Origin of the sequence: Allobosea sp. TAB14, from assembly GCF_052113865.1 — a bacterium.
In the GTDB taxonomy this organism is placed as follows: Bacteria; Pseudomonadota; Alphaproteobacteria; order Rhizobiales; family Beijerinckiaceae; genus Allobosea; species Allobosea spartocytisi.
On record NZ_JBFRDQ010000089.1, the window covers coordinates 1 to 15,096 of the forward strand.

10 protein-coding genes and 1 pseudogene are annotated in these 15,096 nt (G+C 67.2%); 6 read left to right on the forward strand and 5 right to left on the reverse strand.

The annotated features are described in order from the left end of the window. Nucleotides 1–383 (forward strand): annotated as a pseudogene (locus AB4Y99_RS14835) (methyl-accepting chemotaxis protein); the annotation flags it as partial. A 239-nt stretch (nucleotides 384–622) separates the two neighbouring features. Here the strand turns inward: AB4Y99_RS14835 and AB4Y99_RS14840 are convergent. Further along, entirely contained in the window at nucleotides 623–2,248 is a 1,626-nt protein-coding gene (locus tag AB4Y99_RS14840; RefSeq protein WP_441523844.1) for a long-chain-fatty-acid--CoA ligase, read from the reverse strand. A 204-nt stretch (nucleotides 2,249–2,452) separates the two neighbouring features. Here AB4Y99_RS14840 and AB4Y99_RS14845 point away from each other — a divergent pair, with 204 nt between their 5' ends. The 4 genes from AB4Y99_RS14845 (at nucleotide 2,453) to AB4Y99_RS14860 (ending at nucleotide 6,372) form a co-directional block, all read left to right on the forward strand. After that, entirely contained in the window at nucleotides 2,453–2,917 is a 465-nt protein-coding gene (locus tag AB4Y99_RS14845) for a MarR family winged helix-turn-helix transcriptional regulator (protein WP_038359540.1), read from the forward strand. 36 nt (nucleotides 2,918–2,953) lie between these two features. Beyond that, nucleotides 2,954–4,417: an amidase gene (locus tag AB4Y99_RS14850; RefSeq protein ID WP_441523845.1), complete on the forward strand. Its 1,464-nt coding sequence runs from the start codon at nucleotides 2,954–2,956 to the stop codon at nucleotides 4,415–4,417. A 150-nt stretch (nucleotides 4,418–4,567) separates the two neighbouring features. Then, entirely contained in the window at nucleotides 4,568–5,947 is a 1,380-nt protein-coding gene (locus AB4Y99_RS14855; protein ID WP_038359542.1) for an aspartate aminotransferase family protein, read from the forward strand. Between the two features lie 215 nt (nucleotides 5,948–6,162). Beyond that, a complete protein-coding gene (locus AB4Y99_RS14860; RefSeq protein ID WP_038359543.1) occupies nucleotides 6,163–6,372 on the forward strand; it encodes a hypothetical protein in 210 nt (69 codons plus the stop codon). 148 nt (nucleotides 6,373–6,520) lie between these two features. Here AB4Y99_RS14860 and AB4Y99_RS14865 read toward each other — a convergent pair whose 3' ends face one another. Further along, entirely contained in the window at nucleotides 6,521–7,117 is a 597-nt protein-coding gene (locus AB4Y99_RS14865) for a L,D-transpeptidase (RefSeq protein WP_191125688.1), read from the reverse strand. A 230-nt stretch (nucleotides 7,118–7,347) separates the two neighbouring features. Here AB4Y99_RS14865 and AB4Y99_RS14870 point away from each other — a divergent pair, with 230 nt between their 5' ends. Continuing rightward, complete coding sequence (locus tag AB4Y99_RS14870) at nucleotides 7,348–8,277, forward strand: histone deacetylase family protein (protein ID WP_441523846.1); 930 nt, start codon at nucleotides 7,348–7,350, stop codon at nucleotides 8,275–8,277. Between the two features lie 153 nt (nucleotides 8,278–8,430). On the opposite strand, the gene ribB is transcribed toward AB4Y99_RS14870, so the two are convergent. The 3 genes from ribB to AB4Y99_RS14885 form a co-directional block, all read right to left on the reverse strand. Next, the gene (gene ribB, locus AB4Y99_RS14875; RefSeq protein ID WP_441523847.1) at nucleotides 8,431–9,711 is read right to left on the reverse strand and encodes a 3,4-dihydroxy-2-butanone-4-phosphate synthase; all 1,281 of its coding nucleotides are present in this window, start codon (nucleotides 9,709–9,711) and stop codon (nucleotides 8,431–8,433) included. Nucleotides 9,712–9,913: 202 nt separating this feature from the next. Next, nucleotides 9,914–11,032, reverse strand: a complete 1,119-nt coding sequence (gene aroC / locus AB4Y99_RS14880) for a chorismate synthase (protein WP_441523848.1) — start codon at nucleotides 11,030–11,032, stop codon at nucleotides 9,914–9,916. A 70-nt stretch (nucleotides 11,033–11,102) separates the two neighbouring features. Next, nucleotides 11,103–14,993 carry a Pls/PosA family non-ribosomal peptide synthetase gene (locus tag AB4Y99_RS14885; protein ID WP_441523849.1) on the reverse strand — a complete coding sequence of 1,297 codons (3,891 nt, stop codon included), beginning with the start codon at nucleotides 14,991–14,993 and terminating at the stop codon, nucleotides 11,103–11,105. Between the last annotated feature and the right edge of the window lie 103 nt (nucleotides 14,994–15,096).

Genomic DNA, 15,096 nt, shown 5'->3' on the forward strand with positions numbered 1-15,096 from the left:
CGGGCGAGCAGGCCAATGGCATCGACGAGATGAGCCAGGCGGTGGCGCATCTCGACGAGATGACGCAGGCCAATGCGGCGCTGGCCGAGCAGAGCGCGGCCTCGGCCGGCTCGCTCTCGGGCCGGATCGGCCAGCTCAACGACCTCGTCGCGACCTTCCGCACCGGCCGCGAGGCGGCCGGGCAGTCCGCCTCTCCGCAAGCCCATGCGGCGGCGCCCGCCCGCCCGGCGAAGGTGGCCTCTGCCGTCCCGGCCGCCACCGCGCCCGAGCCGGCSCGGCTGCGCCAGCTCGCCGAGGCCGCCTTCGTCCAGTCCCGGACCGCCCCGGCCCCCCGCAAGGTCGCCAATGGCCGCGCCATCGACACCGGATGGGAAGAGTTCTGAGGGAGCCCGGCCTTCAAGGCGCTCCGTCACAAACACAAACGGCGCCGAAAGGCGCCGTTTTCGTTTCCAGCAATCGCCGGAGCTTTCCGATTTTTACGTAGGACCTCTCCGTCATCCGGGGCTTGGCCCGGGATCCATGCCGGAGTGCTTCCGGGAAGGTTCGGGCATGGATCCCGGATCTCCGCTTCGCTCCGTCCGGGACGACATGCTGTTTCGCTCGAAACAGCATGTTCTCGATGTCACCCCGGCAGCCGGTAATCCTTGAACATCTCGCGCAGCACCGTCTTCTGGATCTTGCCGGTTGCGGTATGCGGAATGGCCTCGACCAGCACGACATCGTCCGGCAGCCACCATTTCGCGATCTTGCCGGTCATGAAAGCGAGCATCTCGTCCTTGCTCGGCGTGCGGCCCGCCTTCGGCACGATCACCAGCAGCGGCCGCTCGTCCCATTTCGGATGGGCGACGCCGATCACCGCCGCCTCCGCCACGTCGGGATGGCCGACAGCGAGGTTTTCCAGATCGATCGAGGAGATCCACTCGCCGCCGGATTTGATCACGTCCTTCGAGCGGTCGGTGATCTGCATGTAGCCAGCGGGATCGACGGTGGCGACATCGCCGGTGTCGAAGAAGCCGAGATCGTCGAGGACCTCCTCATCGCGCTTGAAATAGGCACCGGCCACGGCCGGGCCACGCACCTTCAGCCGGCCGAAGGTCTTGCCGTCCCAGGGCAGGTCCCGCCCGGCATCGTCGGTGAGGCGGAACTCCACCGTGAAGGGCGGATGGCCCTGCTTGACCTTGAGATCGTAGAGCTTCTCGCCCTCGAGCTCCTGATAGACCGGTTTGACCGAGCAGAACGACCCGAGCGGGCTCATCTCGGTCATGCCCCAGGCATGGGCGACGGTGACGCCGTATTTGCGCTCGAAGGCTTCCGTCATCGCGCGCGGGCAGGCCGAACCGCCGATGACGACGCGCTTCAGCGTCGAAAGCTTGCCGTTCGTCGCCTCCAGATGCTGCAAAAGCCCGAGCCAGACCGTCGGCACCGCCGCCGTCATGGTCACGCCCTCATCCTCCAGCAATTGGTGCAGCGAGGGACCGTCGAGCTTGGCGCCCGGCATCACCAGCTTGGCCCCGGTCATCGGCGCCGAATAGGCCAGCGACCAGCTATTGGCATGGAAGAGCGGCACCACCGGCATCACCGTGTCGCGCGACGACAGCCCCATATAATCCGGCGCGGCGCAGGCCAGCGCGTGCAGCACGTTCGAGCGGTGCGAATAGAGCACGCCCTTCGGCCCGCCTGTCGTGCCCGAGGTGTAGCAGAGCCCGGCCGCCGTGTTCTCGTCGAAATCCGCCCAGGCGAAATCATCGTCGGCCTCGGCCAGCCACTCCTCATAGGGGACCGCGCCCCTGAGCGTGCATGGCTGCATGTGAGCCGCATCGGTGAGGATGATGAAGCGTGCAATGCTGGGCAGCTTCTCCTGAATCGCCTCGATCATCGGCACGAAGGTCAGGTCGAGGAACATCAGCCGGTCCTCTGCATGGTTCACGATCCAGGCGATCTGCTCCGGGAACAGCCGCGGATTGACCGTGTGGGTGATCGCGCCGATGCCGCTGATGCCATACCAGAGCTCGAGATGGCGGTCGCTGTTCCAGGCCAGCGTCGCCACGCGGTCGCCGATCCCGATGCCTGCGCGCTGCAGGCGCTTGGCCACTCGCAGCGCGCGGCTCCTGATTTCGGCATAGGGACGGCGCCGGAGCGTCCCGTCCTCGACCGCGCGGSTSACGACCTCGCGSGTGCCGTGCTGGACGGCGGCATGGTCGATGATGCGATGGAGCAGAAGGGGCCAGTTCTGCATCAGGCCGAGCATGGTCGTTTCTCCCGGGCGTCATCTGTTTTGCCGGCAGGATAGCGACGGCTTCCGCGGAAAGTGAAGTGAGCCCTTTGGACGCCCGGTCCGGTACAGCCCCCAGGAGCGTGACCTTCACTTTGCGTAAGGTAAGACGCATGGCGATCTCGCCTGACCGGTCGAGATGGTTTAGGTCTGATCCGTCATTCGTCGGGGTATGCTTTTTTGTCAGCGACCAAGCCCGTGCCGCAAGCCTCGTCCGAGGCCGACCGCGTCTGGTTCCGCGTCATGCGGCTGCATCAGCGCATGCTGACGCAGATCACGGCGCGCATCCGCACCATCGGCCTTTCGATTCCGCAATTCGACCTGCTCTCGACGCTGACCGAACAGGAAGGCATCAGCCAGAGCGAGCTTGCCGAACGGCTCTACGTCACCAAGGGCAATGTCTCCGGCCTGGTCGACCGGCTGGTGCAGGCCGGACTGGTCGAGCGCCGCGCCATCGCCGGTGACCGGCGCTCCTACGCCATGCACCTGACGCCGGAAGGCCGCCGCCTCGCCGAGAGGGGGATCGCCATCCAGCGCGATTTCGTCGCGAGCACGCTGGGCAAGCTCGCGCCGCAAGAACTCTCCGAGCTCGACCGCCTCATCGTGCTCTGGCGCGATCTCGCCCGCGCCGCGGATGCTCCCTGACGATACGCCCCGAGGATGCCGCGTGAGGTTGCTGCCGTGCCTGCCACCATCGACCTGACCACATCCGCGACCGCGTTGCGCAAGGCGCTTCTGGCCCGGCGCTTCAGCGCCGCCGATTTGCTGGAGGCGAGCCTCGCCCGCATCGACGCGCTGAACCCGCGCCTCAATGCCGTGGTGGCTGAGGATCGCGAGGCGGCCCGCGCCATGGCCAAGGCTTCCGATGCCCGCATCGCCGCCGGCTCCGCACGCCCGCTCGAGGGCTTGCCGATCACGATCAAGGACGCCTTCGACGTCGCCGGCCGGCCCTCCTCCGGCGGTCTGCCGGCCTATCGCGAGCGCATCCCGACCGAGGATGCCGCAGCAGTCGCAAGGCTGCGCGCCGCCGGCGCCGTCATCATCGGCAAGACCAATGTCCCGGTCTTCTCCGGTGATTTCCAGAGCTACAATCCCGCCCATGGCGTGACGAACAACCCCTGGGACGAGGCCCGCTCTCCCGGCGGCTCSTCCGGCGGMGCGGCRRYCGCGGTCGCGACCGGCATGWSYGCYTTCGAGCTCGGCTCCGAYCTCGGCAGTTCGATCCGCTGGCCGGCCCATGCTTGCGGCGTCTTCGGCCTGAAGACGAGCTGGGGGCTGGTCTCGACCTGGGGTGCGATCCCGCCACCGCCCGAACGGCGCACCGCGCGCAATGTCGATCTGATGGTCGCAGGGCCGATCACGCGCGCGGCCGAGGACCTCGACCTCATCCTGCCGGTGATCGCCGGTCCGCGTAACGTCGCGCTTGCCTGCCCGCCCCTGCCGGAGCCGCGAGCCCGAAGCGCCAGGGGCCTGCGTGTCGCGCTCTGGGCCGAGGATTCCTTCGCGCCGGTCGACCGGGAGATTTCCGAGGCCGTGCGCGAGGCCGCGCGCCGATTGGCTGAAGCCGGCGCCGTCATCGACGAGACGGCCCGCCCCTCGGTCAGCCTTGCCGACGCCTTCGAGGTCTACGCGCTGCTGAACCACGCGGTCGTCGCCTATGGCCTGCCGCCGAAGGTGCGCGCCCGCATCCAGGCGCAGGCCTCGCGCTTCAGCCCGGGCGACCTCTCGCATCAGGCGCTGCAGGCGCGCGGCGCCCGGATGACGCCCGGCCTCTACCACCATCTCGCCCAGCGCCGGCTTGCCCAGAAGCGGCAATGGGCCCGCTTCTTCACGCGCTACGATGTCGTGCTCTGCCCGCCTGCCCCCGTCRCCGCGATCCCGCATGATCACAGCCCGGACATCCATGCCCGCCGCCTGATCGTGAACGGMGAGCCKCGCCCCTATCTCGATTTCCTGCTCTGGGCCKCRCTCGCSACYGGCGCMGACCTGCCKGCGCTCTGCGCGCCGGTCATGCAATCGCGTGAGGGCCTGCCCCTCGGCGTTCAGATCATCGCGCCCTTCGGGGAAGACCGCACCGCGATCGCCGTCGGCGCGATGCTGGAAGAGGCCGGAAGCCGCTTCACCCCGCCACCGCTCGCGCGCTGAGGCGCCGTTCACGCGCCGGCGCCGCAGGCCTTTACGCCGCCGGGCGCATTGCAGCAGAGTCTGCGGTCCCCTGCGCCGAAATCGCTCAACATTTGCGGACATTCAGGCGTATGGTGGCAAGTATTCTCAACAGGGACCGGGAGCCCCATCATGTTGTCGAACGTCGCCGTCAGGGACATCGAGACCCTCGTCCATCCCTACACCAACCTCGCGACCCACCGCGAGAACGGCCCGCTGGTGCTGGAAAGCGGCAAGGGCATCTACGTCTACGATTCGACCGGCAAGGAATATATCGAGGGCATGGCGGGGCTCTGGTGCACCTCGCTCGGCTACTCCAACCAGGAGCTGATCGAGACCGCCTACGAGCAGATGAAGAAGCTGCCCTTCACGCACATCTTCGGCGGCCGCAGCCATGACCCGGCGATCGAGCTGGCCGAGAAGCTGAAGGAGATCGCCCCGGTTCCGATCTCCAAGGTGTTCTATGGCGCCTCCGGCTCGGATGCGAACGACACCCAGGTCAAGATCGTCTGGTATCTCAACAACGCGCTCGGCCGCCCGCAGAAGAAGAAGATCATCTCGCGGCTGAAGGGCTATCACGGCGTCACCGTCGCCTCGGCGTCGCTGACCGGCCTGCCGAACAACCATATCGATTTCGACCTGCCGCTGCCCGGCATCCTGCACACCTCCTGCCCGCACCATTACCGCTTCGCCGAGCCCGGCGAGAGCGAGCAGGACTTCTCCTCGCGCCTCGCCGCCGAGCTCGAGGAGATGATCCTGCGCGAGGGGCCGGATACGGTCGCCGCCTTCATCGCCGAGCCGGTGATGGGCGCCGGCGGCGCGATCATCCCGCCGGAGGGCTATTTCGAGAAGGTCAACGCCGTCCTCGCCAAATACGACATCCTCTTCATCTCGGACGAGGTCATCACCGGCTTCGGCCGCACCGGCAAGATGTTCGGCACCGAGACCTACGGCATGGCGGCCGACTCGATCTCGCTCGCCAAGCAGATCACCTCGGCCTATTTCCCGCTCAGCGCCGTGATGATGAACGACAAGATCTACGACGTTCTCGTCGATCAGAGCCGCAAGATCGGCACCTTCGGCCACGGCAACACCTATGCCGGCCACCCGGTCGGCTGCGCCGTCGCGGTGAAGACGCTGGAAATCTACCAGCGCGAAAAGATCGTCGACCATGTCGCCAAGGTCGCTCCGACCTTCCTGCGCCGCCTCGACAAGCTCGCCGAGCACCCCCTCGTCGGCGAGGCGCGCGGCGTCGGCCTGATCGGTGGCGCCGAGCTGGTCAAGGACAAGCAGACCAAGGCCTCCTTCGAGGTCAAGAAGGGCGTCGGCGCCAAGGCCGTCTCCTTCGCGCTGCAGGAAGGCCTGATCACCCGCGCCATGGGTGACCGTCTCGCCTTCTGCCCGCCGCTCGTCATCTCCGAGGCGGAGATCAACGAGATGTTCGACCGCTGCGAGCGCGCCCTCGACAAGACCCTGGCCTGGGCCAAGGGCGAAGGGCTGCTGGCGGCCTGACGACTCGGGCTCCGCGACAAACAGCAAAGGGCCGGGCGCCAAGCGCCCGGCCCTTTCCGATTCGTTCAGCAATATGGCCGAATGTGATGAGCCGGCACAAATTGCCTTGAATGGATCACGATCGCGCCCTGCCGCCGTCCCGATCCCGCATCAGGCTCCCTTGGGTCGGCAGGCGAAAGCCTTTCGACATCGGACCATCAGTGAAGTCAGGAGCCATGATTCACCTCGACGCGCGTTCCCAGACCCAATCTCGCAAGGGCTTTCACGACGCCTCCGCCCGTGAGACCTATGCATCGCGTTTCCGCCCGATCGCGATTCAGGCCGTTGCGGCCGGAACCCGGCAGAGCTCACCTGCGTTGAGGAAGTTGGATGATGAGCGCAGGGCAGAGTTGCCCGGCGTCCTTCGCCACGGTTTCGACGACTGAGACCTCCTGTTTCGAGACTCTCTTTTGACCCAATAAACTGACCGGCGCGGAGCCTCTCCCGCCGGTCTTTTTCTGTTCGGCAGGAGCTGAAAACAAAAATGGCGGGCGCCACAGGCACCCGCCATCGAAAATGCGATCGCGCGGAGCGTCAGATCACGACCACCTTGGCGCCGACCGGAACGCGGTTGAACAGGTCGATCACGTCGATATTGCGCATCCGGATGCAGCCGGAGGAGGCCGAACGGCCGATCGTCTCCGGCTCGTTGGTGCCGTGGATGCGATAGAGCGTGTCGTGGCCATTCTGGTAGAGGTAGAGCGCGCGGGCGCCGAGCGGATTTTCCGGCCCGCCGGTCATGCCGCCCGCCACCGGCTTCAGATGCGGCCAGCGCTTGACCATTTCGGCCGGCGGCGTCCAGCGCGGCCACTCGGCCTTGCGCTGCACCACGGCCTCGCCGGTCCAGCCATAAGCCTCGTCGCCGGTGGCGACGCCGTAGCGGATCGCCTTCTTGTTCGGCAGCACGAGATAAAGGAACTTTTCCTTGGTATCGATGTAGATCGTGCCGGGCGGCTGGCCGGTCGGATCGCTGATCTCGTAGGGGAGATAGGGGAGATAGGTGTCGAACTTCGGAACCAGCGCGATATATTCGGCATCGCGGGCGGAGAGCTCCGGAGCGGCGACGCTCTTGTACTGGCAGGCACCCAGAAGGGCCGACAGCGCCAAGGCAACGAAAACGGTCTTCTTCATAGTCCCCACCCGAGCGACCCGCAGGCAGCCTTTATGATGAATCAAACGTTAACGCTTCGTATCGCCGATGCTTGGCCTGCAAGGCGCAGGGAGCGATGGTCGCGCGCAGAACTAGGCTCCAAACGGGCATGGCGCAATCTTGTTCCGGACATGGCGGCCGCAACAGCGATGAACGTGGCAAAGTGGTCACGGTTTTGCGCTTGAATGGCGCTGCCACCGGATAGAGACCTTTGACGACCCTCCTCATCACCCACCCCGCCAGCCTGCTCCATGCCATGCCCCCGGGCCACCCCGAACGGCCCGACCGGCTGCGGGCGATCGAGCGCGCCCTCGAAGCCGAGCGATTCGCGCCGCTGATTCGCCTCGAGGCGCCACTCGGCACGATCGATCAAGTGGCGCTCTGCCACCCGCCGGCCTATGTGCAGGCGATCCTCGACGCCTCCCCGCAGGAGGGCTTCGTCCAGCTCGACGCCGACACGACCATGTCGCCCGGCACGGTCGAGGCTGCCTTGCGCGGCGTCGGCGGCGCCATCATGGCGGTAGACGAGGTGATGTCGGGCAAGGCGCGCAACGCCTTCAGCGCCATGCGCCCGCCCGGCCACCATGCCGAGCGCGAGCGCGCCATGGGCTTCTGCTTCTTCAACAGTGCGGCGATCGCGGCCCGGCACGCGCAGAAGGTCCATGGCGCCGAACGCGTCGCCATCGTCGACTGGGACGTTCATCACGGCAACGGCACGCAGGACATCTTCTGGGACGATGCCAGCGTGCTCTACGCCTCCTCGCACGAGATGCCGCTCTATCCCGGCACCGGTGCCCCATCCGAGCGCGGCAGCCACGGCACCATCGTCAATGCCGCGCTCGCGCCCGGCGACGGTTCGGATCAATTCCGCGAGGCCTTCGAGATCGCGATCCTGCCGCGGATCGAGGCCTTCCRRCCCGAYCTCGTSATCRTCTCSGCCGGCTTCGAYGCGCATTGGCGCGACCCGCTCGCCAACATCAAYCTGSKCGARRGYGATTTCGCCTGGGCGACSCAGAAGCTGATGGATTTCGCCGACAGGCACGCGAACGGCCGCCTCGTTTCCATCCTGGAAGGCGGCTACGACCTTGAGGGCCTGGCGACATCGACGGCCGCGCATGTCGGCGCGTTGATGGGAAGCTGACGAAGCTCCTCGCCCGGCGGCCTCCGGCCGTCATTCTCGGGCCGCGTGCGGCCCCGAGAATCTCTTTGCGGAAGTGTCTCCGGTACGGGGCCCATCTCGTCTCGAGATGCCCGGGTCGAGCCCGGGCACGACGGCTAAAATGGCTGCGCGCCTTCACTCCAGCGGCTGCGTATCCGCGATCTCGATACCGAAACCRCTCAGACCCACGAAGGAGCGCGGCGAGGAGGCGAGGTTGACGATCGAGGCGACGCCGAGATCGCGCAGGATCTGCGCGCCGAGGCCCACCTCGCGCCATTGCTGGCTGCGCAGCGCGTCCGAGCCTTCCTCTTCGACGCTCTTGATCGGCACGCCGGCGGTGCCGTCGCGCAGATAGATCAGCACGCCCCGCCCGTCCTGCTGGAAGCGCCGCAATGCGCACTGGATCGAGCTCGCGCCCCCCAGCACATCGGCGACGACATCGGCGCGATGCAGCCGCGCCGGCACCTTCTCACCATCGCCGAGCTTGCCCATCACGAAGGCGAAATGCTGCGTGTCGTCGAAGGGCGTGATGTAGACATGGCCGGTCATCTCKCCGAACKCGGTCTTGACCGGGAAGGAATGCACCCGCTCGACSAGCTTYTCGCGCRMYTGSCGRTAAGCGATCAGMTCGGCGACCGTGATCTGCTTGAGGCCGTGCTTCTGCGCGAAGGCGGCGATCTGCGCGCCCTTCATCACCGTGCCGTCGTCATTGGCGAGCTCGCAGATCACGCCGACCTGCGGCAGGTCGGCGAGCTTGCATAGGTCGACGGCCGCTTCGGTATGGCCCGAGCGCATCAGCACGCCGCCATCCTTGGCGATCAGCGGGAAGACATGGCCGGGCCGAACGAAATCGGCGGCGCCCATATTGCCATTGGCAAGCGCGCGAACCGTGTTGGTGCGCTGCTCGGCCGAGATGCCGGTGGTCAGCCCATGCTTGACGTCGACCGTGATGGTGAAGGCGGTGCCGAGCGGCGCGTCGTTCGRAGACACCATCGGGTCGAGCCGCAGGCGACGCGCCTCGCTCGCCGTCAGCGGCGCGCAGACGATGCCGCAGGTGTTGCGGATGATGAAGGCCATCTTCTCCGGCGTGCAGAGCGAGGCTGCGACGATGAGATCGCCCTCATTCTCGCGATCGTCGTCATCGGTGACGATGACGATCTCGCCGCGGGCGAAGGCTTCGATGGTCTCGGTGACATTGTTGAACATGGCAGCCTCGCGCGGCCCGGATAGGCCGAGGAAATCATTGGGGGTAACGGAGCCGCCCGTGACGGCGGCGATACGCTCGGCGCTTTCCCGCGAGATCCAGGCAGCCGGATCGTTGCACAGCGCCGTCACGCTGGCCGGCGACAGGCCGACCTGCTTGGCAAAGGCGCTGCGCGCGATCTTGTTCTGCCGGAGCCAGGCGTGGAGCTTCATGCCGGCAAGCTAATACGCCGACGCTTCATCTGCAATGAATGAGTGCTGCATTTTCAGTATTGCTGAAATGCAAGTTCTCTGGCGCGTCATGTTCGGGCTTGCCCCGAGCATCTCATGACGAGGAAGGCTCTCGTACCAGAGCCCCTTTTCGGCCAGAGATTCTCGGGTCTGCGCTTCGCTTCGCCCGAGAATGACGGCGATGTCACTCCTGGAACGGCCAGCGCGGCTCGACGACGCCGACCTGCCCGCGATGGCGCAGATAATGGTCCGCCAGCACGCAGGCGACCATCGCCTCGCCCACCGGCACTGCGCGGATGCCAACGCAGGGGTCGTGGCGCCCCTTGGTGAACATCTCGGCCTCGCCGCCGGTCCGCGTCACGGTCGCGCGCGTCGCCAGGATCGAGGAGGTCGGCTTCACGGCAAAACGCGCCACGATCGGCTGGCCGGTCGAGATGCCCCCGAGGATGCCGCCGGCATGGTTGGAGAGAAAGAGCGGGCGCCCGTCATTGCCGGCGCGCATCTCGTCGGCATTCTCCTCGCCGGAGAGTTCGGCGGCGCCGAAGCCTTCGCCGATCTCGACGCCCTTCACCGCGTTGATGCTCATCAGCGCGGCCGCGATCTCGGAATCGAGCTTGGCGTAGATCGGCGCGCCCAGCCCTGCCGGCACGCCTTCCGCCACGATCTCCAGCACGGCGCCGATCGAGGAGCCGGATTTGCGGATGCCGTCGAGATAGCTCTCGAAGAAGGCGGCGGCCTTTGCGTCCGGGCAGAAGAACGGGTTGCGGCCGACCTCCTCCCAATCCCAATTGGCGCGGTCGATCTTGTGCGGCCCCATCTGCACSAGSGCRCCGCGCACSAYCATGCCYGGCACGACCTTGCGSGCRATSGCGCCGGCYGCGACSCGCATSGCCGTCTCGCGCGCCGAGGARCGMCCGCCRCCGCGATAGTCGCGGATGCCGTATTTGACGTCATAGGTGTAGTCGGCGTGACCGGGCCGGTACTTGTCCTTGATGTCGGAATAATCCTTCGAGCGCTGGYCGACATTGTCGATCATCAGCCCGATCGAGGTGCCCGTCGTCACCTGCACGCCGTCGCTCTCACGCGCGAAGACGCCCGAGACGATGCGGACCTGGTCMGGCTCCTGGCGCTGCGTSGTGAAGCGCGAYTGRCCGGGCCGGCGCCGGTCGAGATCACCCTGGATATCGGCTTCCGTCAGCGGAATCAGCGGCGGGCAGCCATCGACGACGCAGCCGATGGCTGGCCCATGGCTCTCGCCGAAGGTGGTGACACGGAAGAGATGGCCGAAGCTGTTATGCGACATGGGAGCCTGCGCGAAATCTGCGCAGGGTCTTAGTCCGTGCCGGGACCCATGGTCAAACGAAGCGAGCGGCTCAATGCCCCGCAGCCGCCTTCGCCGGCACCGCAGGCGCTCCCTCCCAGCGCGTATGCGCCGGCAGGTTCTCGCCCTTCATGATCACGGTGAGCAGGCCGATCTGGGCGTAGTCGCCGACATGGGTGTCGTAGAGCACGGTTGCGCCGGCGCCGACGCAGACGCCCTTGCCGAGCCTGACCCGGCCGACCTTCATCACCCGGTCCTCGTAGAGATGCGTCTGCAGCGCCGAATGGGCGTTGACCGTGCAGAAGTCGCCGACCTTGATGCAGTCGAACTCGGTGATGTCGGTGGAGTCGAGCCAGACGCCCTTGCCGTATTTCGCGCCGAACAGCATCAGGAACCAGGGCAGGAAAGGCGTGCCGCGCAGATAGTCGAACAGCACCTTGCCGCCGAGGCCCCAATACATCACCGCGACCGCCTCGGTGCGCATCGCCCACCAGGACCACATCGGCTTCATCACCGGCTTGTAGACGCCCATCATCAGCCATTTGACGCCTGCGCAGATCACTGCCTGCACCAGCGCGATGACGACGGCGACGCCCATGAAAGAGGTGACGAGGCCGAGCCAGTCGCCCTCGTTGATCTTCTGCTGCAGCACCATGTCGACCGCGATGGTGCCGAAGGTGATGAACAGCATCGAGGGGAAGGAGGTGTGCAGCGCCTCGAAGACGCCGCGCCCGAACTGCTTGGCGAAGGACGGCTTGTAGGTCCAGTCGGCCCCGAGATCGACCTTCTGGCGCGTCGGCAGCTTGATCGGCGGCGAACCGAACCAGGTATCGCCGGGCTGCATCCTGTCGTTCGCCGGCGGCTTCGACTTGATGCCAATCAGCACGCGGTCCGGAATGACGGCGCCCGGCGGCACGACGGCATCGTTGCCGACGAAGACCTGCTCGCCCGTGCGCGTCTCGTCGAGGCGCATATAGCCGCGCCGCATCTCCTCGTCGCCGAACACGACCTCGTCGGCGATGAAATTGCCGGCGCCGATGCCGGTCACGTCGTAGCGGCCGGAGAGGTTGGTCGAGATTTCCGCCCCGCTCCCGATCCGCGCGCCCATCAGCCGGTACCAGGCCCGCATATAGATGGTGGCGAAGAGCGACGACAGCGTCTCCAGCGTCACCTCGGTGGCCAGCGCCACCGTCCATTTGCGGGCGTAGAAGCCGGAATGGATCGAATAGGAGCCGCTCGTCACCCGCGGCAGGATCGCCCAGCGTAGCGCCGCGATCATCAGCACGGTGAAGGCGATGAGGCCGATCGCGGTCGGCCAGGTCAGGATCGGCAGGAACCAGAGATAACTGATGTCGGTCCAGCCGGCGATCCAGTAGTCGATCTTGTCGAACAGCCAGAAGGCCGGGAAGATCGGCAGCAGGCTGACCGGCGGGAGCACGATCAGCATGAAGATGTAGAAGGCCGTCATCAGCGCCCGCCGCCCCGACGAGGCCTGCGCCTGCGGCGGCAATGCGGCGACATCGACCATGCCGGTCTTGCGGCCGGGCGAACCGTCCCAGATCTCGGCCGCGCCGACATGGGTGCCGGGCGCGATGGCGGTGAGATCGGCGATCTCGGCATGGTCGCCGATCACCGCGCCATGGCCGAACACGACGGAGGCGCCGGCCGAGACGTCCTTGCCGATGGTGATGCGGCCGATCACCAGCTTGTCGCCGATCGCCTCGCCATTGGCGAAGGTGGTCTTGGTGCCGAAGGTCGAGCCCTCGCCGATCTCGATCAGGTCGATGGCGCCGGCCTCGTAATCGGAGAGGATGACGTCGCGCCCGACCTTGGCGCCGAGCAGGCGCCAGTAGAAGCGCATCACCGGCGAGCCCTGCAGCCATTTGATATGGACAAGCCCGGCGACGCGCGCCGCGAACCACCAGCGGAAATAATAGACACCCCAGAGCGGATAGACGCCGGGCTTGGTGCGCCCGAGCACGATCCATTTCAGCGCGATGGCGATGAGCCCGGTCACGACGATGATCGCGACATAGATGCCGAGCAGCGCGCCGATCTGACCGAGCAGCGACAGGTCCTCGCCCGACACGATCATGTAGGTGACGAAGACGCCGAGCCATTGCGCGGTGGAAAGCCCGATGATGACCGGCAGCACCGCCGCCTGCGCCAGCCCGCAGAGGAAGCGGCGCAGGAAGGGCGGCGGCGTGAAGGAGAGGTCCTCGCTCACCGCCGCGCCGCGCTCGTCGAGGAGCCCGGCCATCGCGCGCAGCGTGCGGGCACCGTAGACATCCTGCAGCGTGATGCCGGCATAGGCCGGCGTCTCGCGCACGATCGAGATGAAGCGGGCGGCGAGCAGCGAATGCCCACCGAGATCGACGAAGAAATCGGCCTCGAGCGGCAGGCTCGCCGCGCCGAGCACGCGCTTGGCCGCGTCCAGCAATGCCGCCTCGGTGGCGTTGCGCGGCGGCTCCTGCTCGCCATCGGCACTGGGCGCCGTGAGCGGCGCCGCCTTCAGCATCTTGCGGTCGACCTTGCCGGAAACCATGCGCGGCAGCGAGCCGACGGCCTCGAAATGCGCCGGCACCATATAGGGCGGCAGCTTCTCGCGCAGCGCGGCCCTGAGCGCCGGCCCATCGACCGCGATGCCCGGCTCCGGCACGACGAAGGCGACCAGCCGCTCGATGCCGTCATCCGTGCGCAGCACGACAGCCGCCTGCGCCACGCCGGGCTCGTCGGCGAGCTTGGATTCGATCTCGCCGAGTTCGACGCGGAAGCCGCGGATCTTGATCTGATCGTCGATGCGGCCGTGGAAGACGATATTGCCGTCGGCATCGAGGCTGACCGCGTCGCCCGAGCGGTAGAGGATCGGATCGTCGGAGCCGGCGACTCCGGAGAACGGATTCGCGATGAACTTCTCGGCGGTCAGCTCCGGACGGCCGTGATAGCCCTTGGCCACGCCGGGGCCGCCGATCAGCAATTCGCCCTGCTCGCCCGGCTGGACGAGGTGCAGGCCCTCGCTGACGACATAGGCCGTGTAGTTCGGGATCGGCCGGCCGATGGTGACCGTCTCGCCCGGCACGACCTCGGCGGCGGTGGCGACGACCGTGGCCTCGGTGGGGCCGTAGGTGTTGAGGATGCGCCGGCCCGGCCGCGACCATTTCTGCACGATCGCCGGCGGCAGCGCCTCGCCGCCGAGCAGGATGAGGCGCAGCGACGGCACGTCGGAGGGCAGGATGCCGAGCAGCGTCGGCACCGTGTCGATGACGGTGACGCCGGCCTGCTCCAGCAGCCCCGGCAGCTTCTCGGCATCGCCCATCATCTCCGGCGAGGCCACGAACAGCGTCGCGCCGACGAGATAGGGCGTCCAGATCTCCTCCATCGACAGATCGAAGGCGACGGAAGCGCCCTGGAAGACCACATCGTCGGGGCCGATGCCGTAGAACGCGTTCCCCGAGCGCAGGAAATGGCAGATGTTGCGGTGGCTGATGACGATCGCCTTCGGCGTGCCCGTCGAGCCTGAGGTGTAGATCAGATAGGCGGGGTGGTCCTTGGTCAGCCCGGCGGCGCGTGCCGGCGGCTCGACCCCGTCGGCGCCCGCGGCAAGCGCATCGGGCGTCCAGATCGTGCGGCCCGTGTCCTCGGCGCGGACGGCCCAGCCGCCGCAGGTGACGATGCCCTTGGCCTGCGCGTCGTTCAGGCAGGTCGCGATGCGCTCGACCGGCGCCTCGGCGTCGAACGGCACCCAGGCCGCGCCCGCGCGCGTGATCGCGATCTGCGCGATCAGCAGGTCGATGCCGCGCGGCATCCACAGGCCGACCATGTCGCCGGGGCCAACGCCCGCGAGGTGGAGCCCGCGCGCCTGCCGGCCGGCAGCCGCCCAGACCTCGGCGCTGCGCTCAAAGCCCGGATGGAGGGCGGGAAGCGCGGCTCCCGCATCCTTCATTCGCACCTTGCCACGCACCTTTAAACAAACCCGGAATCGACGCTCCGATGACCGCGCTATCCGGTCGAGCCCCCCGGCCGGGCAAGCCGCCGCTCCGCGCGCC

Excerpts from the sequence above, each read along its gene's own strand:
- AB4Y99_RS14885 (WP_441523849.1), bottom strand. The coding sequence starts at position 14,993 with ATGAAGGATGCGGGAGCCGCGCTTCCCGCCCTCCATCCGGGCTTTGAG.
- AB4Y99_RS14855 (WP_038359542.1), top strand. The coding sequence starts at position 4,568 with ATGTTGTCGAACGTCGCCGTCAGGGACATCGAGACCCTCGTCCATCCC.
- AB4Y99_RS14865 (WP_191125688.1), bottom strand. The coding sequence starts at position 7,117 with ATGAAGAAGACCGTTTTCGTTGCCTTGGCGCTGTCGGCCCTTCTGGGT.
- AB4Y99_RS14860 (WP_038359543.1), top strand. The coding sequence starts at position 6,163 with ATGATTCACCTCGACGCGCGTTCCCAGACCCAATCTCGCAAGGGCTTT.